Origin of the sequence: Nocardia farcinica, from assembly GCF_029867845.1 — a bacterium.
Taxonomy (GTDB): Bacteria; Actinomycetota; Actinomycetes; order Mycobacteriales; family Mycobacteriaceae; genus Nocardia; species Nocardia farcinica_A.
This window is the reverse complement of record NZ_JARWRU010000451.1, coordinates 1-22,826: the sequence shown is the minus strand read 5'-3', so window position 1 is coordinate 22,826 and position 22,826 is coordinate 1. Positions and strand designations below refer to the sequence as shown.

Annotated in this window: 17 protein-coding genes; 7 read left to right on the top strand and 10 right to left on the bottom strand. The window is 71.8% G+C overall.

Annotated elements, in window-relative coordinates:
• Positions 1 to 396, bottom strand: a 396-nt coding sequence (locus QH283_RS09770) for an acyl-CoA dehydrogenase family protein (protein ID WP_280502696.1), incomplete at its 3' end; no start/stop codon positions are given.
• 227 nt (positions 397 to 623) lie between these two features.
• On the opposite strand from QH283_RS09770, the gene QH283_RS09765 reads away from it, so the two are divergent.
• A complete protein-coding gene (locus QH283_RS09765; RefSeq protein ID WP_280502695.1) occupies positions 624 to 1,781 on the top strand; it encodes an acyl-CoA dehydrogenase family protein in 1,158 nt (385 codons plus the stop codon).
• A gap of 7 nt (positions 1,782 to 1,788) precedes the next feature.
• Positions 1,789 to 2,562 (top strand): enoyl-CoA hydratase/isomerase family protein, encoded by a 774-nt coding sequence (locus tag QH283_RS09760; protein ID WP_280502694.1) that lies wholly within the window; start codon positions 1,789 to 1,791, stop codon positions 2,560 to 2,562.
• Between the two features lie 36 nt (positions 2,563 to 2,598).
• Here QH283_RS09760 and QH283_RS09755 read toward each other — a convergent pair whose 3' ends face one another.
• Complete coding sequence (locus QH283_RS09755) at positions 2,599 to 3,843, bottom strand: FAS1-like dehydratase domain-containing protein (protein ID WP_280502693.1); 1,245 nt, start codon at positions 3,841 to 3,843, stop codon at positions 2,599 to 2,601.
• Positions 3,844 to 3,952: 109 nt separating this feature from the next.
• Between QH283_RS09755 and QH283_RS09750 the strand changes: the two genes are divergently transcribed.
• The 3 genes from QH283_RS09750 to QH283_RS09740 all read left to right on the top strand — a co-directional run bounded on the left by QH283_RS09750 (position 3,953) and on the right by QH283_RS09740 (position 7,698).
• Positions 3,953 to 4,933 carry an LLM class flavin-dependent oxidoreductase gene (locus QH283_RS09750; RefSeq protein ID WP_280502692.1) on the top strand — a complete coding sequence of 327 codons (981 nt, stop codon included), beginning with the start codon at positions 3,953 to 3,955 and terminating at the stop codon, positions 4,931 to 4,933.
• Between the two features lie 13 nt (positions 4,934 to 4,946).
• On the top strand, positions 4,947 to 6,488 hold the full coding sequence (locus QH283_RS09745) for a class I adenylate-forming enzyme family protein (protein WP_280502691.1): 1,542 nt from the start codon (positions 4,947 to 4,949) through the stop codon (positions 6,486 to 6,488).
• 64 nt (positions 6,489 to 6,552) lie between these two features.
• Positions 6,553 to 7,698: a thiolase family protein gene (locus QH283_RS09740; protein ID WP_280502690.1), complete on the top strand. Its 1,146-nt coding sequence runs from the start codon at positions 6,553 to 6,555 to the stop codon at positions 7,696 to 7,698.
• 72 nt (positions 7,699 to 7,770) lie between these two features.
• Here QH283_RS09740 and QH283_RS09735 read toward each other — a convergent pair whose 3' ends face one another.
• From QH283_RS09735 to QH283_RS09700, 8 genes are all read right to left on the bottom strand, one after another.
• Positions 7,771 to 9,132 (bottom strand): DUF1254 domain-containing protein, encoded by a 1,362-nt coding sequence (locus QH283_RS09735; protein WP_280502689.1) that lies wholly within the window; start codon positions 9,130 to 9,132, stop codon positions 7,771 to 7,773.
• 219 nt (positions 9,133 to 9,351) lie between these two features.
• Positions 9,352 to 11,016: an alkaline phosphatase D family protein gene (locus QH283_RS09730; protein WP_280502688.1), complete on the bottom strand. Its 1,665-nt coding sequence runs from the start codon at positions 11,014 to 11,016 to the stop codon at positions 9,352 to 9,354.
• Between the two features lie 72 nt (positions 11,017 to 11,088).
• Positions 11,089 to 13,005, bottom strand: a complete 1,917-nt coding sequence (locus QH283_RS09725; protein WP_280502687.1) for a carotenoid oxygenase family protein — start codon at positions 13,003 to 13,005, stop codon at positions 11,089 to 11,091.
• Complete coding sequence (locus tag QH283_RS09720) at positions 13,002 to 14,747, bottom strand: class I adenylate-forming enzyme family protein (RefSeq protein ID WP_280502686.1); 1,746 nt, start codon at positions 14,745 to 14,747, stop codon at positions 13,002 to 13,004. The genes QH283_RS09725 and QH283_RS09720 overlap by 4 nt, the downstream gene beginning before the upstream one ends.
• 65 nt (positions 14,748 to 14,812) lie before the next feature.
• Positions 14,813 to 16,009, bottom strand: coding sequence for a thiolase family protein (locus tag QH283_RS09715; RefSeq protein ID WP_280502685.1), 1,197 nt, complete (start codon positions 16,007 to 16,009; stop codon positions 14,813 to 14,815).
• Entirely contained in the window at positions 16,006 to 17,763 is a 1,758-nt protein-coding gene (locus tag QH283_RS09710) for an aldehyde dehydrogenase family protein (protein ID WP_280502684.1), read from the bottom strand. The genes QH283_RS09715 and QH283_RS09710 overlap by 4 nt, the downstream gene beginning before the upstream one ends.
• A gap of 107 nt (positions 17,764 to 17,870) precedes the next feature.
• Positions 17,871 to 18,791, bottom strand: a complete 921-nt coding sequence (locus tag QH283_RS09705; RefSeq protein ID WP_280502683.1) for a winged helix-turn-helix transcriptional regulator — start codon at positions 18,789 to 18,791, stop codon at positions 17,871 to 17,873.
• Between the two features lie 108 nt (positions 18,792 to 18,899).
• The gene (locus QH283_RS09700; RefSeq protein WP_280502682.1) at positions 18,900 to 20,087 is read right to left on the bottom strand and encodes a thiolase family protein; all 1,188 of its coding nucleotides are present in this window, start codon (positions 20,085 to 20,087) and stop codon (positions 18,900 to 18,902) included.
• 92 nt (positions 20,088 to 20,179) lie between these two features.
• On the opposite strand from QH283_RS09700, the gene QH283_RS09695 reads away from it, so the two are divergent.
• Together QH283_RS09695 and QH283_RS09690 are read left to right on the top strand one after the other, a co-directional pair.
• Positions 20,180 to 21,829, top strand: a complete 1,650-nt coding sequence (locus tag QH283_RS09695) for a class I adenylate-forming enzyme family protein (protein ID WP_280502681.1) — start codon at positions 20,180 to 20,182, stop codon at positions 21,827 to 21,829.
• Positions 21,830 to 21,836: 7 nt separating this feature from the next.
• Positions 21,837 to 22,826: NAD(P)H-dependent flavin oxidoreductase (locus QH283_RS09690; RefSeq protein WP_280502680.1), on the top strand; the 990-nt coding region annotated here is incomplete at its 3' end.

Sequence of the window (22,826 nt, the reverse complement as noted above, 5' to 3'; positions counted from 1 at the left end):
CCGGGCGGGGGGCCTGCCCGGGGGGGGGGGGGGGCCCCCCCGGGCCCCTTTGTGTTGCCCCCCGCCCTGCCCGCCCCCCCGGCCGCGGGGCGCGCCGCCGCCGGCCGCCGCCGCGGCGACCAGGGCGCTCTCCGCGAACGGTCCAGGCGCGGCGGCCCGGCCCACCTCCTCGGCGACCAGGCAGAGTTCGATCACGCCCTGACCGGCGCCGCCCGCGTCCTCGGCGACCGCCAGCGAGGGCCAGCCGAGTTCGACGGCCTTCTGCCACAACGCGTCGTCACCGTCGGTGCCCGCGTCCGCCACCGCGCGCACGAGAGCGGGCGGGCAGGCGGCGGTGAGCATGGCGCGGGAGAATTCGCGCAGCAGCCGCTGCTCTTCGGTGAGTTCGAAGTCCACGCGTCGGCCTCTTCTGTCGGGGGAGTCTGTCGGGTGGTGGTTCTGTCAGGCGGCGAGTGCGTCCGGGCGATTCGGCGGAGTCGCGGGCGGGCTCGGCGTCGGTATGCTATCAACCAACAGCGGTAATCATCTAACTAAACAATCTATCTTAACTATGTTCGATGCCGCCGTGCTGACGATGCCGAGACGGCGGCACGTGGGAGCGGCGGGCAAGGGGTGCCACGACGATGCGGATCGTTACGTCCGAGCGGCTGGAGGAGTTTCGCGCGCGCGTGCGGGCTTTCGTGGCCGAACGCAATCCCGGACCCAAGGAGCACACCGGTGTGCGCGCACCGGCGCCCGAACTGGTTCCGGCGATCCGCGCATTCACCGCGGACCTGTTCGCCGCGGGCTTCCTCGGCGCGGACTGGCCGGTGGAATACGGCGGGCGCGCCGACTACGACCCGTCCGAGGCGTTCATCGTGGCCGAGGAGATCGCCAGGGCGGGCACCTGGGGGCCGATCGGCGCGGCCACCGGGCTGGCCGCGCCCGCGCTGATCGAGTTCGGCACGCCGCAACAGCGCGCGGAGTTCCTGCCGAAGATCCGCTCGGCCGAACACCTCTGGTGCCAGCTGTTCAGTGAACCGGGCGCGGGCAGTGACCTGGCGGGCCTGAGCACCCGTGCGGTGCGCGACGACGGCGAGTGGGTGGTCGACGGCCAGAAGGTCTGGACGACCAACGGCCACCACGCCGACATCGGCTATCTGCTGGCCCGCACCGACCCCGACGCGCCCAAGCACGCGGGCATCACCGCGTTCATCCTCGACATGAACACACCGGGGATCACGGTCCGGCCGCTGCGCGAGATCACCGGCACCAGCGATTTCAACGAGGTCTTCCTCGACGGCGTGCGCATCCCGGCCGACCGGGTGCTCGGCCGCGTGAACGACGGCTGGCGGGTGGCCGGCTCCAGCCTCGCGCACGAGCGCAGCGGGGTGGCCGCCGGTTCCGTCGAGCTGATCCAGCACCTGCACGACCTGCTCGCCCTCGACGGCGACTCCGAACAGATCGGCCGCATCGCCACCAGGGTGCTGGTCAGCGACGCGATGAGCAAGGCGGTGCAGTCGCACATGCTGGCCGGCACCGAGGGCCCCGCCGATGCCGCCGCGGTCAAGATCTTCTTCAGCGAGACCAATCTCGCGCTCGCGGAGACCGGGATGCGCCTGCAGGGCGCGAACGCCATCCTCGCCGAGGGGGATGCGGCGGCCGTGGCCGGGGGATGGTGGCAGGACGCCTTCCTCTACGCCCGCGCCTACACCATCGCGGGCGGGGCCACCGAAGTGCTGAAGAACGTCATCGCCGAGCGTGCGCTCGGCATGCCGCGCGAACCACGCCGGAAGGGGTAGACGCCAGATGCCGTACAAGACCGTGCTGTTCGAGGTCGCCGACCACGTCGCCACCATCACGCTCAACCGCCCGGAGGCGCTCAACGCGTTCAACCGCCGGATGCTCGCGGAGTTCCCGGAGATCTGGGCGCGGGTGCGCCGCGACGACGACATCCACGTGGCGGTCCTGCGCGCGGCGGGCGACAAGGCGTTCTGCACCGGCATCGACGTCGGCGAGGGCCTCGACCTGCCGGAGAACATCTGGAACGAGGAGGACCCTGGGCGGGCCCTGTCGCCGCGGGCCAACAAGGTGTGGAAGCCGGTGATCGCCGCCGTGCACGGCATGGTGGCCGGTGGCGCCTTCTACTGGCTCAACGACGTCGACTTCATCGTCTCCGCCGAGGACGCCACCTTCTTCGACCCGCACGTCTCCTACGGCCTCACCTCGGCGCTCGAACCGATCGGCCTGGCCAGGCGGGTGCCGCTGGGCGAGGTCATGCGCTGGGCGCTGCTCGGCCTGGACGAGCGCATGTCGGCGCAGCGCGCGTACCAGATCGGCCTGGTCTCGGAAGTGGTTCCGTACGAGCGGTTGCACGCGCGCGTGGACGAACTCGCGCGCCGGATCGCGGCCAAACCGACGGTGGCGGTGCAGGGCACGGTCAAGGCCGTGTGGGAGACGCTGGGCATGGACCGGGCCGCGGCCCAGGCGGTCGCGTGGAACTACCCCATGCGCGGCAACCCCATCGGCACCGCGGAGGTCTCCCGCGAAGGCTTCACCAAGCCGAAGTGGACATTGCGCTGAGGTCGGCGCGGGATCGGGACGCCGCGCCGGGTACCGCTACTGCGCGAATCGCGCGATCTCGTGCTCGAGCATCCCCTCGAGGCTGTTCGCAGGCGGCGCGGGCAGCGTGACCGCTCGATCCCGGCTCGGCAGCAGCACCACCGCGCTGCCGGGCGTGGTGGTCTCGCCGCGCTGGTTCTGCACCCACACCTCCAGCTCGACCTGATGGCCCTGCTCGGTCTCGGACTTGCCGGTGACCCGGCCGCGCACCCACGAGGTGTCGCCGATGTAGTTGAACTTGCGGTGCTGGCAGGACAGCTTCCACAGCCAGGCGTCGTCGCCCATCCAGTCGGTGATCAGGTGGGTCAGCCAGGTCTCGCGCATGGCGCCGTAGTCGTAGCTCATCGGGATGCCCAGTTCGCGCGCGCGTTCTGGCTCCCAGTGCAGGCGTTGCACCGTGTCGGGGATGTTGCGGGCGTTCGGCGGGTACAGGCCGGGCACCTTCCTGCGCACGCCGCGGGAGATGGCGAAGGCGCCGGGCGGGGTGAGCTGCATGCCCCAGCCGACGTGCCAGACCACGATGTCGGTGACGGTGAGCGGGCCCTTGACCCGCTGCTGGAGTTCGTCGCCGACCCGCACGTCCTCCCAGTAGCGCGGTTCGGCGCCGCGGCGGGTCTCGGCGTCGTAGGCGGCGTCGATCTCGGCGAGCTGTTCTTCGGTGTAGGCAGAGCTCACGTCGACCGGCGGTTTCACGCCCGCGCGCTGCTTGCTGGTGTGCCGCTCGGCGTTGATCCAGGTGCCGCGCTGCACGGCCACCATGTCGCCGTCGCCGGTGGCGAAGAGGAAGTCGTTGGTGACGTGGGCGGTGCGGCCGCCGAACGCGGACGGCTTCTCCCGCACGCCCACCTGCGAGCGCAGCACCCGGCAGCGGTCGCCGAGGCGCAGTGGGCGGAAGTACTCGAATTCCATGACGGCCTGATAGGAGCCGAGCCCGGCGAACGGGTCGCCCTTCATGATCGCCTTCTGCTCCGGCGTCAGCGGCGGCGCGGCGTTCTCGCCCATGGTGTAGACGAAGTTCGGCGGGGCGATCAGCCCGCCCCAGCGGCTGTTCTTGCCGTAGTCGGGATCGCAGTACAGCGGGTTGTCGTCGCCGTAGCCGTAGGCGAAGTGCCTGGTCCCGTCCGCGGTGACCTCGAGATTGTGCGGCGTGAGCGGCCGGTCGGGGATTCCGATCCGCTTGCGGGAGCGCTCGAAAGCCTCGTCGGTCAGTACGCCTGCGGGCGCGGGACGAGCCTCGGTCACGGGGGCCTCCATCCTTCGGGGCTCGGCCGGGGCAGTGGCCCCGAACTACTGCGTATTCACAGATAACATAGTACAAATAGATAACTGATCGAGGCCGGAAGGTGCTGATATGGAGTTCGGGTTGCCGTGGCCGGGCGCTGACGTGGCGCGGGCGGCCGAGGCCGCGGGCGTCACCGCCTTCTGCACCGGGGATTTCGTCGACAACGACGCCTACGAGGTCCTCGCCGAGATGGTGGACGGCACGAGTTCGGCGCGGGTCGGCACCTCCATCGCCTACGCTTTCGCCCGCACGCCCTACGCGCACGCCTCGGCGATCAGGACCCTGCACCGCAAGGCGCCGGGACGGCTGTTCTGCGGCCTCGGATCGGGCGCGTACTCCATCAACCGTGACTGGTTCGGCGTGGAGGCCGACCGGCCGGTGGCCAGGATGGTCGATCTCGCGGGCGCGGTGCGGGCCTGGCTGCACGCGGAGAACGGTCAACGGGTGCGCTACGAGGGCCCGTACTACCGGGTGAACGCACGGGTGCAGGCTCCGGTGCTCGGCAGGCTCGACGTGCCACTGCTGTTCGCCGGGTTCAACCGGCGCATGGTGGCGGCCGCGGCCGAACACGCCGACGGCATGATCGGGCACGGGCTGTTCACCGGGCGCTGGTGGCACGAGGTGGTCCGCCCCGCAGCCGCCTCGGCACGGGAGGGCTGGCTCGAACACGGCTGGCTCATCACCGCCGTCGACGACGCCGATCCCGCGCGCGCCGCCCGCGACGCCCGGCGCATGGTCGGCTTCTACCTCACCGTGAAGACCTACGACCCCTACGTCGAGCACCACGGCTGGACCGAGCAGGTCGCGCGGCTGCGCACCGCCTTCGCCCAGGGCGACATCGACGGGATGGCCGCGGCCGTCACCGACGATATGCTCGACGCCGTCGCCGTGTACGGCAGCACCGACCGGGCCGCCGAGCGACTCGCCGAACGGCGCGCCGACGACTCGCTGCCGCGCGATCTGGTCTTCCTCTCGCCGCCGTCCTTTCTGACCAGCGCCCGCAGACGCGCCGAATACGCCCGCAACAGTGTCGCGCTGATCCGCTCCTGAAGAGAACGAACGCATGGTCCTGACAACGGAGTCGGCGAACAGCTCACTGATCGCGGCGCTCACCGCGGCCGCCCGGACGCACGGGTCGAGCCCGCTGCGCTTCCACACCGCGGCGGGCGTGTCCGAGACGACCGTGGGCGAATTGCTCGGGCGCGCACAGGCACTCGCGGGCTGGATGCAGGAAGGCGGCCACGGCCCGGGGACAGTCGCCGCCGTGCAGGTGCCCAATTCGGTCGAAGCCGCGGTCGCCTACGCGGCGGTGCTGATCAGCGGCGCGACGCTGGTCCCGCTGGTGCACATCTACGGACAGCGCGAGACCGAGTTCGTGCTCGGCGAGTCCGGGGCGACACTGCTGCTGACCACGAGACAGTGGCGGTCGATCGACTACACCGAGCGCGCCCCCGCCTTCCGGGCGGCGGGCACCCGCGTGGAACTCGTCGACGAGCTCGCCGAGGCCGCGGGCGCTTATCGCGCACCGGCCGACCCCGAGATCGCCATCGTCAACTACACCTCCGGCACCACCGCGGCCCCGAAAGGCGTCCAGCACACCGGCGCCGGCGTGTTGGCCGAGATCCGCAGCGCCCCCGGCGGACTGGGAGAGGAGGACGAGGCGGTCGGGCTGGTCTCCTTCCCCTTCGGCCACATCGCGGGTGTCGTGTCGCTGTTGCGGCCGCTGCTGCTCGGCAGGTCGACGGTCTTCCTGGACGGCTGGGACGCCGATCTCGCGCTCGAACTCATTCCGCGCTACCGGATCACCAGCACCTCCGGCACCCCGCTGCATCTGGCCACCCTGCTCGACGCGCTAGAGGCGGGAGCCGAACTCGGCAGCCTGGCGCGTTATCTCGTCGGCGCGGCCACCGTGCCCGCCGACCTCGTCGCCAGGGCGGACCGGCTCGGCATATCGGCCTTCCGCTGCTACGGCTCCACCGAGCATCCGACGGTGTCCTCGGGAACGGCCACCGATCCGCTGGCCAAACGGCAGTTCACCGACGGCAGACCGTGCGCGGGCGTCGAGGTCGCGATCGTCGACGAGACCGGGGCACAGGTGCCGACAGGGGTGGACGGCGAGGTGATCTGCCGTGGCCCGGAAACCTTCGCCGGCTACCGCGATCCGGCCCTCGACGCCGGGACCTGGCTCGACCGGGGCGACGGCGGGCGACCCTGGCTGCGCACCGGCGACATCGGCAGACTCGACGCCAAGGGCTATCTGACGATCACCGACCGGGCCAAGGACGTGATCATCCGGGCGGGCGAGACGATCTCCTCGCGCGAGGTCGAGGACGTGCTGCTCGGCTGTCCCGGCGTGGCCGACGCCGCCGCGGTCGCCGTGCCCGATCCCTACTACGGCGAGAAGGTGGGCGCGGTCGTCGTGCCGGGCCCCGCCGGACCGCCCACCCTCGACGACATCCGCGCGCATTTCGCCGCGGCCGGCATGACCAGGCAGAAGACGCCGGAATATCTCGACGTCCGCGCGGCTCTGCCCAGGACAGCCATCGGCAAGGTTCGCAAAGCCGATCTCCGCCGTGAACTCGGCGAGAAGCTGAACCCACGGTGACGCGGAACAGGTACTCGATCATCACCGGGATGATCGGACAACAGGAATATCGGAGGCGGTTCTCATGCGTGATGCGGTGATCGTGGCGGCGGTGCGCACGCCGGTCGGCAAGCGGAACGGTGGTCTGTCCGGCGTCCATCCCGTCGACCTGTCGGCTCATGTGCTGCGGTCGATCGCGGAGCAGACCGGCATCGATCCCACCGTGGTCGACGATGTGGTGTGGGGCTGTGTCGGACAGGTCGGCGAGCAGACCTTCGACATCGCCCGCAATGCCGTGCTGGCGGCGGGCTGGCCCGAGTCGGTGCCCGGTGTCACCGTCGACCGCCAGTGCGGATCGTCCCAGCAGTCGGTGCATTTCGCCGCCGCGGGCGTGGTGGCCGGACACTACGACGTGGTCGTGGCAGGCGGTGTCGAGTCGATGAGCCGGGTGCCCATGGGCGCCGCGGTCACCGGCGGCAACCCGATGAGCCCGGCGTTCCTGGAGCGCTACGACGGCGTGGTCCCCAACCAGGGCATCGGCGCGGAGATGATCGCCGAACGGTGGGGCTTGTCCCGCACGCAGCTCGACGAGTTCAGCGTCGCCTCCCACGAGAAGGCCGCCCGCGCGCAGGACGAGGGCCGCTTCGACGCCCAGATCGCGCCGGTCACCACGGCCGAGGGCGTGCAGGTCGGCGCGGACGAGGGTGTGCGGCGCGGCAGTTCGGTGGAGACGCTGGCCGACCTGAAGCCCGCCTTCAAGCCGGACGGCGTCATCCACGCGGGCAACTCCTCGCAGATCAGCGACGGCGCGGCCGGTCTGCTGATCATGACCAGCGAGAAGGCCGAGCAGCTCGGCCTGACACCGCTGGCGCGCGTGCACACCGCCGTCGTGACCGGCGCCGACCCGGTCATCATGCTGACCGCGCCCATCCCCGCCACCCGGAAGGCGCTGGAACGCAGCGGCCTCGGCATCGACGACATCGGCGTGTTCGAGGTCAACGAAGCGTTCGCGCCCGTGCCGCTGGCCTGGCTCGCCGACACCGGCGCGAAGGCCGAGCGGCTCAACCCCAACGGCGGCGCCATCGCACTCGGCCACCCGCTCGGCGGCAGCGGCGCGCGCCTGATGACCACGCTGGTCCACCATATGCGCGACAACGGCATCCGCTACGGCCTGCAGACCATGTGCGAGGGCGGCGGTCAGGCCAACGCCACCATCCTCGAGGCGCTCTGAGCCGGGGACTGCCCCGCCCGCCCACCGGCACGCTGCTGAAGCGGGTGCCGCGGCAACGCTGTCGCCGACCCGTCAGTTCGTGCGGGTGACCGCGGGCGGGTTCCAGGACCCCTCGATGATCGCCTCGTCCGGCCAGTAGGCGCGCAACATCAGGTTGAACGGCCCGTCGGCGGGCGCGGGCAGCCAGTTGGCCTCGCGTTCGAGGCCTGGGCTCTCGCGCTGGATGTAGATGTCGACGGTGCCGTCGGGGGCGGTGGCGTGGGTCTCGCCGCGCACGGCGAAGCGGTTCGCCGGGTTGGCGACGAGGAAGCCGCGCTCGTCGTACATGGTCAGCGACCAGAAGGCCTGCACCGGGGGCACCTCGTCGGCGGGGAAGCTCAGGACATAGGTGTTCGCGGAATCGAGTTGCTCGCCGCGGTCGTCCACGGAGGTGCCTGGGTAGAGCGCGTCCTGTGGGAGGTTCGCGCCGAGCCCGGCGTAGGCCACGACGGCGCGGGCGGTGTAGTCGTCGCCGTAGTCGCCGATGGTGCCGCGCGCGGTCTTCCAGCCGTTCACCGGCTCCTCCCCGAGGTCGCCCGCGATCTGCGACAGCGCCTTCGGCCAGGCCTGCTCCCAGGCGGCGCGTTCGTCGTCGGGGAGCGCGGCCAGGTCGAGCGGCTCGTCCGGCGACCAGCCGATCTGCGCCAGTTCCTCGAGCAGCGGCCCGTCCTCGGGGCGGGTCTGGGTGTGCGAGAGGCTGGAGTAGAACAGATCCCAGTACTGCTGCGGCGTCAGGTCGTGGACGTAGCGGGCCACCTCCTGCTCGCGCGGCCAGTCGGGGTTCACCGGGTTGTCGGCGGGCGGGGTGTAGGGCTGCCCGTACGCGCTCAGCGGCGTGGCCCGGATCTGGTTCTGGATGGCGATCACGTTCGGCACGTCCTCCGGGCCGTCCACCTGGATGCGCCCGATCATCCAGCCCGCGTCGGTGGGCAGCCGGTACTCGATCACGTCCTCGGGCAGCGTGCCCTCCCAGTCGGGCCCGACGATGGCGAACTCGTAGCCGTGCACCACGCCGAGGGTGCGCGGGCCGGGCGAGGCGTCGACATCGGTCCACATGTCCAGCAGCGGGAACAGGTGGTAGCGGTCGCCCATGTCGGGCACGCTCACCACCAGCGGCTCCTGCGACACGTCGAAGAACATCGAGACGTACATGGTGTCGACGTTCGGCCGCACCACGGCGGTGAAGTTCGCGTCGGGCAGAAAGCTCAGCGGCGCCGGCTGGTTCATCGGCGCGGCGCCGATCGCGGGATTCGCCGCGGGCAGGTTCGTCGACTGCCGTCGCGTCACCTCCACCGACACCAGCGGATAGGTGTAGGTGTAGGCCTTCACCGCGGCGGCCTCCCGGTCCGCCGCACCCGCGGGCTCCGAGTCGCCCGGCTCCGAGTCACACCCCATCGCCGACATCGCGAACGCGGCCGCCCCCACCAGCGCCGCCGCCGTTCTGAACAACCGAGATCTGGAACCACCGACCACCGCAACCTCCTGGACATTCGCTGTGCGCGCAACGGGAGAGCTCGTGACTGTCGATCACGCGAAGGCTATCCGATACCCGTGCGGCCCGATACTCGTGCGGCCATCATCACCACGCTGGACCGCGCCGGGCTGGGTCCGCGGTCAGCGCGCCCCGTCCACCACCTGGGCCAGCTCCTCCACCTCGTCGCGGACGCGCAGGTCGGCGGGGGTGGGCCGGTCCGGCTGGTAGGCCTCCAGCACGCCGGGCACGCCGTCCTGGACGATATAGGTGGCATCGGTGCGCACCGGCGCGCCCGGCCGCTGCACATAGGGCACGACGCGGAAGTCGTTGCGCCACAACTGCCGATCCACCTCGACCCGCACGTAGCCGCGCTGGGCGTTGTAGTACTTGAGGTCCGGGTTGGCGGCCAGCAGGCGCTTGCCGTGCTCGTAGATGTCCACGCCGTCGCCGCCGCTGGTGATCGAGGTGCCGGTGAACTCGCTGCCGACGACGGGGGAGTCCGGGTCGGTGTAGTCGCCGCGCAGGTCGGCGGCGTAGTTCTCGTGCCGGTCACCGGTGATGACCACCAGGTTCCGCACGCCGCGTTCGACGGCGGCCGCGAGCACCTCGGCGCGCTCGGCCACGTAACCGTCCCAGGCGTCGGTGGAGACCGCGACGTCGGGGCCGGGGTCGTGGTCGGTCTGCGCCATGACGACCTGATTGCCCAGGATGTGCCAGCGCGCCTCGGAGCGGGCGAAGCCGTCGACGAGCCAGTCCCGCTGTTCCCGGCCGAGCATGGTGGCCGAGGGGTCGGAGCGCGGTCCGAGGTCGGTGGTCATGTCGCCGTTGCGCACGGCGGGCAGCGTCCGGTACTGGCGGGTGTCGAGCATGGTGATGTCGGCCAGGCTGCCGTAGTGGTAGCGGCGGTGCAGGTGGACGCGGTTACCCGCGGGCAGCTGGGCCAGCCGCAGCGGCTGGTGTTCGTACATGGCCTGGAAGGCGGCGGCCCGGCGGCGGCGGAACAGGGCGGGCAGATTGTCGATGTCGAGATCGAGGCCGGAGGAGTCCGCGGCCCAGTTGTCGTCCACCTCGTGGTCGTCCATGGTCACCAGCCACGGGAATCGCGCGTGTGCGCGCTGCAACGGCTGCTCGACCTTCGACAGGGTGTAGCGCAGCCGGTACCCGGCCAGGTCGCGCGCCTCCGAGCGCAGGTGCGACTCGAAGGGTCTGCCGTGGCGGCGGGCGGTCAGCGCGTCCTCGTATATGTAGTCGCCGAGGTGGACGACCAGGTCCAGATCCTCCTCGGCGATGTGGTCGTAGGCGGTGTAGTAGCCGTCGTTCCAGGCCTGGCAGGAGGCGAACACGAAACGCAGTCTGCTCGGGTGGCTGCCCCGGGCGGGCGCGGTGCGGGTGCGGCCCGCGGGCGAGAGCGCCGATCCGGCCCGGAAGCGGTAGTGGTACCAGCGGTCCGGCTCCAGGCCCCGGATCTCCGGGTGCACGCTGTGGGCCAGCTCCCTGGCCGCGGTCGCCTCGCCGCGACGCACCACCCGGGTGAAGGCCTCGTCCTCGGCCACCTCGAACTCGACCGTCACCGGGTGCGGTCCGGTGCCGCCGTGCCCGTCCGGGGCGAACGGGTCGGGGGCCAGCCGTGTCCACAGCACGAATCCGTCGGGGGTGGGATCGCCCGAGGCCACGCCGAGGGTGAACGGGTTCTCCGACCATCGGGGTGTGCGGAAGCGGCTGCTGCTCGCCAGAGAGGCCCCGGCGAGCAGCAGTGCCGATCCGGCCGCGCCGTAGCTCATCAACTGCCGCCGCGACACGCCCATGACCTCAGTGTCACATAGAAGTGGAGATGCTTCCTCCGATTTGTGATGAATTCCGCTCGAGCGACCAGTTGGTCATGACGCGGCGGCGGCGAGCTGCTCCGCGCGCACCCAGGTGGCGTGGAAGCCCGACGGCACCCGCTGTGGCAGCAGCACCCGGGCCAGCGGTCCGGCCGTCACGTCGGCGGCGTCGAAGATGTCGATCTCGCCGCGGTCCTCGGCCTCGTCGTCGACGAAGCAGACCAGGTAGCCGTCGGTCTCCCCGGTCGAGCCGTCGCGCGGGGCGAATGGCGCCTCCGAACCCCAGCGGCCTGGCCCGAACTTGTGCTCCTCCTTGGCGCCGGTCGAGGAGTCGAAGCGCACCAGACCGTCGAAAAGCAGGGTCGGCTCGTTGGCCAGGCTCATGTTGTAGGAGTAGCGGTGCGGGCGGCCCATGATGCGCGAGTCGACGCTGGGGAACTCGATGTTGGCGTCGTCGAGGGCCTGCTCGCTGGTGGTCCCGGTGCGCAGATCGAAGCGGTAGCGGTAGAGCTGGGCGTCCAGGCGCATGTAGGCGAGCATGCTGGCCAGCGGATGGTCGAAGGTGGACTGGTGCTGCGGGTTCTTCACCCGGCACACATCCATGACGATCTGCTCGCCCTCCTCCCAGGAGTTGACCACGTGGTAGATGTAACAGGGCTTCGCCTCGAACCAGCGCACCTGCTCGCCGGTGCCGTGGCGGGGGATCACCGCGAAACGGGAGACCAGCTCGCGGTCGTAGTAGATGCGGTACTTGCCCGCCCGCCGCGCCTCGTGGTCCTGCACCAGCGGCAGATCCATGAGGATCGAGTAGTTCGGGGTGATGGCCATGTCGTGCGGCAGGCGCGGGCCGGGCAGGTCGACCGTGGTCAGATGGGTCTGGGTGCCGTCGGCGCCGATGATGCCGTAACGCATGTGGTCCATGTCCGGGCCGTAGTCGAACCACAGCAGCTCGCCGGTGGCCTCGTCGACCTTCGGGTGGGCCATCATGTCGCCGGCGAAGGTGCCGAGGAAGTCCTGCGCGCCGATCGTCTCCAGCGACAGCGGGTCGACGGCGTAGGGGGTGCCGCAGAGATACCAGGTGGCCAGCACCTGGCCGCGGTGGTAGATGACATCGGTGTTGGCGGCGTCCTTGATGCCGAGACCGTGGCCGTTGCCCCAGGGATTGTTCTCCGGGTTCTCCATCAGGCCGGTCCACAGCGCGCGGCCTGCCTCGGATTCCTCCAGGAAGGCGCGGGTGCGCACGTACCTGTTGCGGTAGCGCACGGTGCCGTTGTCGAAGTGCGCGGCATGGATCATGCCGTCGCCGTCGAACATGTGGTAGCGGCCGGGGGCGGCGAACTGACGGTTCGGGCCGTTGCGCAGGTAGACGCCGTTGAGGTCCTTCGGGATCTCGCCGATCACCGGCAGGTCGTCGAGGGTCAGCTCCTCGCGGACAGGAGCGAAGACACCGAGCAGATAGGGGTTCTCGACGGCCGGGGCGGCGGTTCGGGCGACCGCGATGGGCTGGTCGATGGTCATGGTCGGTTCCCTTTCTGTCACCAGCTGGGTGCAGCGGAAGAGCGCGATCGTGCGGCCGTGCTCGTCGCGCACGGTGGCGTCCCACACCTGGGTGCGCCTGCCCGAGTGCACGGCGGTGGCGGTGGCGGTGACTCGGCCCGCGCGGGCGGTGCCGAGGTGGTTGCTCTTGAGTTCGACGGTGGTGAAGGCGGCGTCGGCGGGGATGGACAGCCGGGTGCCGATACCGCACATGGTGTCGGCCAGGGCGACGACGGAGGCGGCGTGCAGATAGCCGTTGGGCGCCAGCAGGCCTTCGTGCACGGTGAATTCGCCGACCACGCGCTCGGGTTCGGCCGAGACCACCCGCATGCCCAGATTGCCGGGCAGGCGCCCGTCGAGCATGCGGGTCAGCGCCTCGGCCAGTTCCTCGCCGGTGCCCCGCGGCGTCGGGCGCGGCCCCGGTGCCGAGCTCACGGCTGTCCGTCTCCGGCGGCCAGACCGCGCAGATCGCGGCGGAGCAGCTTGCCGACCGGATTGCGCGGCAGGCTCTCGACGATCACCAGCTTCTCCGGCAGTTTGAACGAGGCGACCTCCTGCTGCCGCAGGAAGTCCACCAGCGACTCCAGGGTGACCTGCTGTCCCGGCGCGGGAACCACCACGGCGCAGCACTTCTCGCCGAGCACGGCGTCCGGGTAGCCGACCACGGCCACGTCGGCGACGCCGGGATGGGCGATGAGCAGGCCCTCCACCTCGGCGGGGGCGATGTTCATGCCGCCGCGGATGACGATCTCCTTGCTCCGGTCCACGAACTTCAGGTATTCGCCCTGCTCGCCGCACAATTCGAAGACATCGCCGGTGCGCAGGAAGCCCTGCTCGTCGAACGGGCTGCTCTCGGCGGTGCCGGGCAGGTAGCCCGCGAACAGCGTTGGCCCCTTCAGCCGCAGCTCCCCGCGCTCGCCCGGTGTGGTCACCTCGGTCTCGCCGTCGAGGGCGACCAGGCGGACGGTGGTGCGTTCGGCGACCGAGGTCGACCACTGCTTGGCGGGCGAACTGTAGTTCGGCAGGTACTCCGCGCGCTTCATCGGGTCGGGGGTGTCGGCGGGCACGCCGAGCAGGCAGATGCCCTCGTTGGAGCCGAAGAAGTTCAGCACGTCGATGCCGAGGCCGACCTGCCAGTCGCGCACCACGCTCGGCGGCAACGGCGCGCCGCCGGAACCGACCGTGCGCAGCGAGGACAGGTCGAACTGCTCGCGCAGGGCGGTGTTCTGCAACAGCATCGCCAGAATGGCGGGCGGCATGCTGGTGTGGGTGGCGCGGTGGCTCTGGATCTGCGACAGGTAGACGCCGAGATCGAGCGGGTGGTGCTGCACCAGGTGGCTGCCGCCGAAGAGCCAGGGCAGCAGCGAGGTCGCGAAGCCCGCCATGTTGACCATCGGGAACGGGCCGACGATCACCGAGTCCGCGTCGGCGAGGATGCCGTCCTGGGCCGCCTGGCCGATGGCCAGCCAGTCACCGGAGCAGCGGGGCACACCCTTGGGGGCGGCTTCGGTGCCGCTGGTCCAGCAGATGGTGAGGCAGTTGTTCACCGAGCGGGGCAGCCCCGCGATGTAGGCCCTCGCCTCCTCGACGGCCGCGGCGTCGGGGGCCGGGTCGTCGAAGGACACCGCAGAGGTGCCCGCGGCCGGGCCGAAGGTGAACACGCCGCGCAGCGAGCCGGTGTCGCCGATCAGCGACAGCGCCTCCTCGTGCGGGGCGCGATCGCCGAAGGCGGTCACCGTGATCACCGCGACGGCCCCGCAGGAGGTGACGATGCGGCTCAGCTCGTGGCGGAGGTAGGAGGCGGGCATGGGCGCGGCGATCGCGCCGAGCCGCCACAGCGCCAGGTAGGTCTCGGTCAACGCGACCGAGTTGGGGACCAGCACCGCCACCACGTCACCGGCCCTGATGCCGTGGCCGTACAGGCGGGCGGCGAGTTCGTCGATCTCGGTGTCGAGTTCGCGCCAGGTCAGCGAGCGCGGCGTCAGTCCGCACAGGGCGGGCAGATTGGGAGCGTCGGTGAGGGCGGGGCGGTCGCCGCGCTCGGCGACGTGGCCGTCGAAGAGGTCGAGCACGGTCTCGGGTCGCCACCAGCCGCGCGCGAGGTAGTCGCGCACGCGCTCGTCGGGGTGGCAGGGGCGGAGACGGTGGGCGGGCGGGTGTTCCGCGGTGGAGGTCATGGCGTCCATCTCCTTCGATGGGTGTGGCCGGGAGTGGGGAGCGGTCCGGGACGGCGCCCGGGAGGTCAGCGCAGTCGTCGGACGACGAGTGCGGAGCCCATGCCGAGGGCGGCAGGGACGGTGATCAGGGCGAACTCGCCGTCGACGCGGCGCAGGTGGTCGAGCGCGTTGGCCAGCAGCACACCGCCTGCCGCGCCGAGCGGGTGTCCGGTGGCCATCGAACCGCCGTTGGGATTGACCTTCTCCGGGTCGAGACCGAGCTCCCGGATCAACGCCAGCGGCGAGGCGGCGAAGGACTCGTTGGCCTCCACCACGTCCAGCCGTTCGACGGAGATGCCCGCGGCGGCGATGGCCTTCCGCGCGGCGGTCACCGGCGCGGTCAGCAGCGGTGAGCGGACCGCCGCGTGCGTGGCGCCGACGATCTCCGCCATTGGCGGCCGGTCGAAGAGCGCCGCGGCCGAACGTTTGCCGAGCACCGCCACGGCGGCCGCGTCGGCGGACTGCGGCGCCGTGGCCGCGGTGTGCAGGCCGGTCTCCGGGCGCGTCATGCCGGGCAGTCGCTGTTCGACGCGCTCCCAGCTGGGATCGTCGCCGAAGAGCGGGGGCAGGGCGGCGAGGGTCTCCTCGGTGGTGTCGGGCCGAGCGCCCTCGTCGCCGGCCAGCAGGACGCCTTCTTGGCCCCGCACCGGCACCAGGGATTCCCAGGTGGGCGCCGCGGCCGCGCGCCGGTGCGAGGCGAGGGCGGCGGCGTCGAGTTCGGCGCGGGTGAAGCCGTACCGCACGGCCGTGAGGTCGGCGGAGACCCCGATGGGGACGTAACCGGTCCGATCGCCGAGCGCGGTGTCGGTGGCGAAGGCCGGGCGATCCGCCATCATCGGCACCCGGGACATCGACTCCACGCCACCCGCCACCACGACCTGTGCGCTGCCAGCGGCGATCTCGGCCGCGCCGGTCGCCAGGGCGTCCAGGCCCGAACAGCACAGCCGCGAGACCACGCCTGCACTGATCTCGTCGGGCCAGCCCGCCCACAGCAGTGCGGCGCGGGCCACGTCACCACCCTGCTCGCCGACCGTGGTGCTGGTGCCGATCACCACCTCGTCGACCCGGTCGGCCGGGGTGCCGCGCTCGCACAGCGCGTTCAGCACCTGCGCCAGCAGTTCGTGGGCGGGCACCTCGGCGAGTGTCCCGCCCGCCCGCCGGACCCGCGCCTTCGGGGTGCGGACCGTGTCGTAGACGAAGACGCCGGGCTGGAACTGTGTCATCCCGCCACCTGCCTGCGGTCCTGCACCAGGCGGAAACGGCCCGCCACGAACGACTCGTCGGTGAGAGTGGCATTGCCCGCCGGATTCAGGCCGGTCACGTGGTAATCGCTGTAGGCGGCCGCGTACTGCATCGGCATCGAGGACACCAGGTTCACCGACAGCGAGGCGCCCGCGTCGGCGTAGGCGTCGGCGATCTCGTCGACCAGGGCGTCGTCGGTGCAGTACAGATAAGAGCTGATGGCGCCGTGCGCGCGGACGCTGTCGGTGGCGTGCGCGACCGCCGCCGCCGTGTCGGCGCAGTCGATCAGGAAGGCCACCGGCCCGAACTGCTCGCCCGGGGGCAGGGGATCGCCGCGCCGGGGATCGACTCGGATCAGCGCGGGTGTGGCGACCCGCGCGCCCGGATGGTCGGGATGGGCGTAGGCGACCGGCGGCCGCACGAGCGTGCCACGGCGTTCGGCCTCGGCCGCGAGGACGCGCAGCGAGTCCAGCGTGTGCTCGGACTGGAGCGCCCCGCACACGGCGGCGGCGCGGCGCGGCGCGGCGGCGAGCTCGTCCAGTGCCGCCCGGAGCGCGTCGACGACCTCGTCCCTGGAGACCGTGCCCGCGTCCGTGCGCACGCCCGCGTCCGGGATGTAGATGTTCTGCGGCGTGGTGCACATCTGCCCGCTGAACAGCGCCAACCCGCCCGCCAGCGTGCGCATGGTCGCCGCGAGGTCGCCCACCGAATCCAGCACGACGGTGTTCACGCCTGCGGTCTCGGTGTAGACCACCGCCTGCGGGCAGTGGCGTTCCAACCAGGAGCCGAAGGCCGGGCTGCCGGTGAAGTCGACGATGCGGACGGCCGGGTCGGTGGCGAGCTGTCCGGCGATCGGCTCCGCCACTGTGTCGACCACCAGCTGCACGGCGTCGACGGGCAGGCCGGCCTCACCGAGGACATCGCGCAGCACGCCCACGGCCAGGGCGGTGGCCAGGACCGAACGCGGATGCGGTTTCACCAGCACCGGATTGCCGGTGGCCAGGTTCACCAGCATCGCCGGGTAGGCGTTCCAGGCCGGGAAGGACGCGCAGGCCACGACCAGCGCGGCGCCGAGCGGGCGGGTGCGGTAGCGCTTGCGCAGGGTGACCGGCGTCGTGCCGAAAGTGGCCTGCCAGGTCACCGATTCCGGCGCCCGCCGCAGTGCCGCCCACGCCATCGCCAGGCCCTCCAGCCCGCGATCCAGCGCGTTGGTCCCGCTGCCGCTGCACGCCATGCCGAGGCTCTGGCCGGTGGTGTGTGAGGTGACAGCGGCGAATTCGGTGCCGCGCGAATGGATTCGGGTCAGCGCCTCGAGGCACGCGCCGACCCGCTGTTCGGCGGTGGCCGCGCGCAGCGCCCCGGCCGCCGCGGCCGCCGCGTCCAGCGCCTCCGCCGCCGAGGGCGCGCTGTAGGTGACGTTGAGGGCCTTGCCGGTGTACGGCGACAGCTCATCGGCGGTGATGCGACCCGCGGTCGGCCCGGACAACTCGAGCGGCGCGCCGTCGTAGGCGGCGACGAAGGCGGCGGCCTGGCCGGGCGTGGGCGGGGTGATCGGCGCGAAACCGGTCCATGCGGACCGGGTCCGGTTGGCCCGCACCGCGTGGTCGAGGAGATCGGCATGTCTGTCGAAGAACGCGGGACGGTGGTCGGAGCACATGGACAGCGGGTTCCTGTCGACGATGGGCGAATTCGGCAGCGGAACGCGGGATCGGGAGCGGCGGTCGATCCGCGTCAACTTGATACTGTTGTTGAAGTGAACCAAGCCACAGCGGGTTTGTCAACGTCATGTCGGAAAGGAACGCGGCACGAGGACACAGGTCCCTTGCGCCCGGCGCGTGCGCGTCAGGATTCGAAACGCACCGAGGTGCGGGCGAGCGTGGCCTCGCAGCCGCGGCAACGCCAGGCGGGCGCGAACACCCGCCCGCAGGCGTCGTGGTGCAGGCTCGGGCCGAGCTGGGTGAGCGGCACGTCGGGATGGGCCAGCCGGGCCCAGGCCACCTGGAAGGCGAAGATCGGGAACAGCGCCCGGCCGCGGGGTGTCATGGTGTACTCGCGGTCGCCCTCGGCGCGGGCGATCATGCCCGCGTCGGTCAGCCTGCTCAGCCGCTCGGTCAGCGTGGTGGGCGAGATCTCCAGAATCGAGCGGAACTCGCCGAACCGGCGCACGCCGGACAGCGCCAGCCCGGTCACCAGTGTGCTCCAGCGGTCGCCGATGGCCTCCATGACCTCGGTGAACTGGAGATCGGCCCGGCTGACCTGGGCGGTGCCCCTGGTCGGCCTGCGCCAGCCCTTGCCCGCCAGCACGAGTGCGCCCTTGTCCATCTCGGTGTGCGCGTCGCGCGCCCTGGTGACCAGGCCACAGTGCCCGCAGATCAATTCGGGCGGGCCGCGGTGCCCGCAGGGGATGTGAACCAGCTCCGGCTGCAGCAGGCCGTCGGCGGACCACTCGCGCTGCCAGGTCCACACCGCCACCAGCAGTTCCCAGGTCGCCAGACCGAGATCGGTGAGCAGGTAGTCGTGGCGGTCGTAGCCGCCCGGCTGCGGGGCGCGGCGCATGAGCCCGGCGTCGACCAGCGCGTTGAGCCGGGAGGTGAGCACAGCGGGCGGCGCGCCGGTGCGGTCCAGCCATTCACCGAAGCGTCGCACGTGGTCGGTGAAGGCGTCGCGCAGGATCGCCATCGTCACCCGGTCGCCGAGCAGGTCGATGGTCTGCGCCACCGGGCTCGCGGCGGGGGAGTGGCCGGCCTCGTCGGTCACCGTCACCCCCGTCTTCCCGTGTCGCGCTGTCCCTCCTGTCCGCCGTGTGCGGTGAGGCACTGGTCGGGGCCGTTCGCCGCCGTGAGATCGCCAGTGCTCAGCCCTGCGGGACAATCAGGCCTCCAACACAATAGCGATGCCCTGGCCGACCCCGATGCAGGCCGCGGCCACGCCGATCCCGCCGCCGAGCCGCCGCAGATGACGCAGGCAGTCGATCACGATCCTGGCCGCCGAGGCGCCGAGCGGATGGCCGAGCGCGATCGCGCCGCCGATGGGATTCACCCGTTCGGCGGGGATCCGCGGCAGTTCGCGCAGGCAGGCCAGCACCACGGCCGCGAACGCCTCGTTCAACTCGAGCACACGCACATCGGCCGGGCCCCGGCCCGCGCGGTCGAGCGCCTTGACGATGGCGGGGACGGGAGCCAGGGCGAACCGGTCCGGCTCGACACCGACGACCGCCGAGGCCAGCACCCGGCCCAGCGGCCGCACGCCCAGTTCCTCGACCACCGCCCCGCCGGCGAGCAGCGCCGCCACCGCGCCGTCGTTCATCGGCGAGGCGTTGCCCGCCGTCACGGCGCCCGCGGGGGAGAAGGCGGGCGGCAGGGCAGCCAGCTTCTCGGCGCTGGTCGCGCGGATGGACTCGTCGCGCACGAGTTCGCCGTGCGGGACGACGAAGCCCTCGTGCACCCCGTCCGCCCAGGCCTTCGCGGCGAGTTCGTGGGAGCGCAGCGCCCATTCGTCCTGCTCGCCACGCCCGATGCCGGCCGACTCGGCGACCAGTTCCGCCGAGCGGCCGAGTGATTCGACCCAGGGGGCGGGGAATCGCGGATTGACCATGCGCCACCCCACGGTCGTCGGCGTCAGCTCCAGTTGCCGGGGGAAGGCGGAGTCGATGGGCGGCAGCACGAACGGGGCGCGGCTCATGCTCTCCGACCCGCCCGCGAGCACCACATCGGCCTCCCCGGCCGCGATCCGCCGGTTCGCCGAGAGCAGGGCCTCCGCGCCCGACCCGCACAGCCGGTTGACCGTGACGCCGGGGATCGTGTGCGGCAGCCCGGCCAGCAGCGTGGCCATCCGCGCGACATTGCGGTTGTCCTCGCCCGCGCCGTTGGCGTTGCCCCACACCACGTCGTCGACGCGCGCCGGGTCGAGGCCGGGGTGGCGAGCCAGCAAGTCGGTGATCGGCAGTGCCGCCAGATCGTCGGCGCGGATGTGGCAGAGCCCGCCGCGGGCAGCGCCGAAGGGCGTGCGGACCGCGTCCACGATCCAGGGGGTGCGCGGGTCGGTCACCGGCCGGGTCATCGGTTCTCCTCTTCGTCGGCCGGGAGTGGTTGCACCATCCGGCAGAGTCGTAGTTTACTTCACTAACTGTAGTGAACGGAGGTCTGGAGTCCATGTCGATCGCGAAGTCGATGTCGATCGCGAGCGTCGTCCGTGCCGCCGCAGAGCGGTTCGGTGCGCGCGTCGCGGTGCGGGACGACGCGCGGAGCCTGACCTTCGCGGCCCTGTCCGATCGCGTGCACGGGATGGCCGCCGGGCTGGCGGGACACGGCATCCCGCCGAACGCCACGGTGGCCGTGCTCCTGCCCAACTCGGTGGCCGCGGTCGAGGTCGACCTCGCCCTGACCATCGGCGGGTATGTGCGCGTCGCGCTCAACCCCCGGGTCGGGCCGCGTGATTGGGCCCGCGTCCTGACCGACTGCCGTCCGGCGGCGCTCATCGTCGATCCGGCCGTCGAGGGCGCGGCGGAGTTCGCCCGAGCCGCCGACACGCCGGTCATCGTGCCGAACACGGGCCGGACCACGGACATCGGCGGCGACGGCTCGTCCGGCCGGAACGGCACGCCGGGGGAGTTCGTCTCGCTCGAGGACATCATCGCGAGCGCGCCACCGCGGGTCCGGCTGCCCGAGCCCGCCCCGGACACCCTGTGCGCCCTGCACTATTCCTCCGGCACCACCGGCCTGCCCAAGGGCGCCATGCGCACCCACGCCAACCGGCTGACCTCCCTGCGCGGCATGCTCGACCACGTGCTCGCCGGCACCATGGACGGTCCCGAGCCGCCGGTCTTCGTGCACGCCGGACCGGTCATCCACACCAGCGGCCTGTTCGTGCTGCCGTTCCTGGCCTCGGGCGGCGAGCAGGTGCTGCTCGACCACATCCGCCCCGCCGAGATGATCGGGGCCGTCGCCGCCAACGGCGGCACCCACACCGCGCTGGTGCCCACGGTGATCGCCCGGTTGCTCGACCACACCGACGAGGAACTCGCGCCGCTGCGCCGCCTGCGGATGCTCGCCTACGCGGGCGCGCCCATGCCGGTCGAGCACATCAGGCAGGCGTACCGGCGGATCACGCCGAACCTCGTGCAGTACTACGGCATGGTGGAGGCCATCCCGCCGCTGACCGTGCTCGACATCGCCGACCACCACCGGGGGATGACGCGGGACGAGTCGATCCTCGCCGCCATCGGCAGGCCGTGCGCGGGCGTGCGGCTCGAGATCCGCGACGGCGACAACGCGGTCGCCGACGGACGGGTCGGCGAACTCGTGATCGCCGGTCCCTCGGTGAGCCCGGGCTACCACGACGCAGGCACCAGAACCGATCTCGGCAAGAGCCACCGCGACGGCCGCCTGCACTCCGGCGACCTCGGATTCCGTTCGGCCGACGGCTACCTGCACCTGACCGGCCGCGCCGAGGACATGATCATCACCGGCGGCTACAACGTCTATCCGCGCGAGGTCGAACAGGCCTTGCTCGATATCGACGGGCTCACCGACGCCGCCGTCGCCGGGCTGGACGACCCGGTCTGGGGGCAGCGCATCGTCGCCGCCTACACCACCGCCCCGGACAGCGAGCTCACCGACGACGAGGTGCTGCGCCGCTGCCGCGCGGCCCTGCCCGGATACAAGCGCCCGAAGCTCGTGCGCCGCGTGCCGGCCCTCCCGTCGACCGCCCTCGGCAAGGTCGATCGCGCCGCGGTCGCCCGTCTGCTCGCCATCACGCCCGATCTCGCCATCACGCCCGATCTCGCCACCACGCCCGAATGAGGAAATCATGACCCCTGAACCCCTGACCCGCGATCCGGGGACGGACGCGCTGCTGTCCGCCCTGCGCCTGCCCGTCGTCGCCGCCCCGATGTTCCTCGTCTCCGGCCCCGAGCTGGTGGTCGCCGCCTGCCGGTCCGGCATCATCGGCTCCTTCCCGACCCAGAACTGCCGCACCGTCGAGGACCTGGACGTCTGGATGGGCACCATCACCGATGCCCTCGGCGCGGACGCGGTTCCCTGGGCCGCCAACCTCGTCACCCACAGCACCAACGCGCGGCTGGCCGAGGACCTGCGGTTGATCGCCGAATACCGGCCACCCGTCGTGATCACCGCCCTCGGCTCGCCGCGGCCGGTGATGGAGGTGGTGAAGGGCTACGGCGGCCTGGTGCTGGCCGACGTGGTGAACATGCGCCTGGCGCGCAATGCCGCCGAGGCCGGTGTCGACGGCATGGCGTGTGTGTCCGCGGGCGCGGGCGGGCACACCGGTCACCTCTCGCCGTTCGCCTTCACCTCCGCGATCCGGGCGTTCTTCGACGGCCTGATCGTCATCGGCGGCGGCATCAGCGACGGCTACGGGGTGGCGGGCGCCGTCGCCGCGGGCGCCGACCTCGTCTACATGGGAACCCGTTTCCTCGCCAGCCGGGAGAGCCAGGCCGAGGCCGCCTACAAGCAGATGGTGGTCGACGCGGACCCCGACGATCTCATCGTCAGCGACGCCATCACCGGCACCCCGGCTTCCTGGCTGCGCGAGAGCATCCGCGCCCAGGGCCTCGACCCGGACAATCTCGCACCCGCCACCGGTACGAAGAACTACACCGCGGGCGGCGCGTCGATCAAACGGTGGAAGGACGTGTGGGCCGCGGGCCAGGGCCTGCAGCCCATCCGGGCGGTGGGGGGGGGGGGGGGGGGGGGGGGGGGGGGGCGGGCGGGCGGGGGGGGGGGGGCGGGCGGGGGGGGCGGCGGGCCGCCGCCCGCCCCGCGGGGGGGGGGGGGGGGG

Bases quoted from the DNA above. Each gene is read 5' to 3' on its own strand.
- QH283_RS09715 (WP_280502685.1), bottom strand. From the start codon at position 16,009: ATGACACAGTTCCAGCCCGGCGTCTTCGTCTACGACACGGTCCGCACC.
- QH283_RS09695 (WP_280502681.1), top strand. From the start codon at position 20,180: ATGTCGATCGCGAAGTCGATGTCGATCGCGAGCGTCGTCCGTGCCGCC.
- QH283_RS09760 (WP_280502694.1), top strand. From the start codon at position 1,789: ATGCCGTACAAGACCGTGCTGTTCGAGGTCGCCGACCACGTCGCCACC.
- QH283_RS09750 (WP_280502692.1), top strand. From the start codon at position 3,953: ATGGAGTTCGGGTTGCCGTGGCCGGGCGCTGACGTGGCGCGGGCGGCC.
- QH283_RS09745 (WP_280502691.1), top strand. From the start codon at position 4,947: ATGGTCCTGACAACGGAGTCGGCGAACAGCTCACTGATCGCGGCGCTC.
- QH283_RS09730 (WP_280502688.1), bottom strand. From the start codon at position 11,016: ATGGGCGTGTCGCGGCGGCAGTTGATGAGCTACGGCGCGGCCGGATCG.
- QH283_RS09740 (WP_280502690.1), top strand. From the start codon at position 6,553: ATGCGTGATGCGGTGATCGTGGCGGCGGTGCGCACGCCGGTCGGCAAG.
- QH283_RS09720 (WP_280502686.1), bottom strand. From the start codon at position 14,747: ATGACCTCCACCGCGGAACACCCGCCCGCCCACCGTCTCCGCCCCTGC.
- QH283_RS09700 (WP_280502682.1), bottom strand. From the start codon at position 20,087: ATGACCCGGCCGGTGACCGACCCGCGCACCCCCTGGATCGTGGACGCG.
- QH283_RS09765 (WP_280502695.1), top strand. From the start codon at position 624: ATGCGGATCGTTACGTCCGAGCGGCTGGAGGAGTTTCGCGCGCGCGTG.
- QH283_RS09735 (WP_280502689.1), bottom strand. From the start codon at position 9,132: ATGGGGTGTGACTCGGAGCCGGGCGACTCGGAGCCCGCGGGTGCGGCG.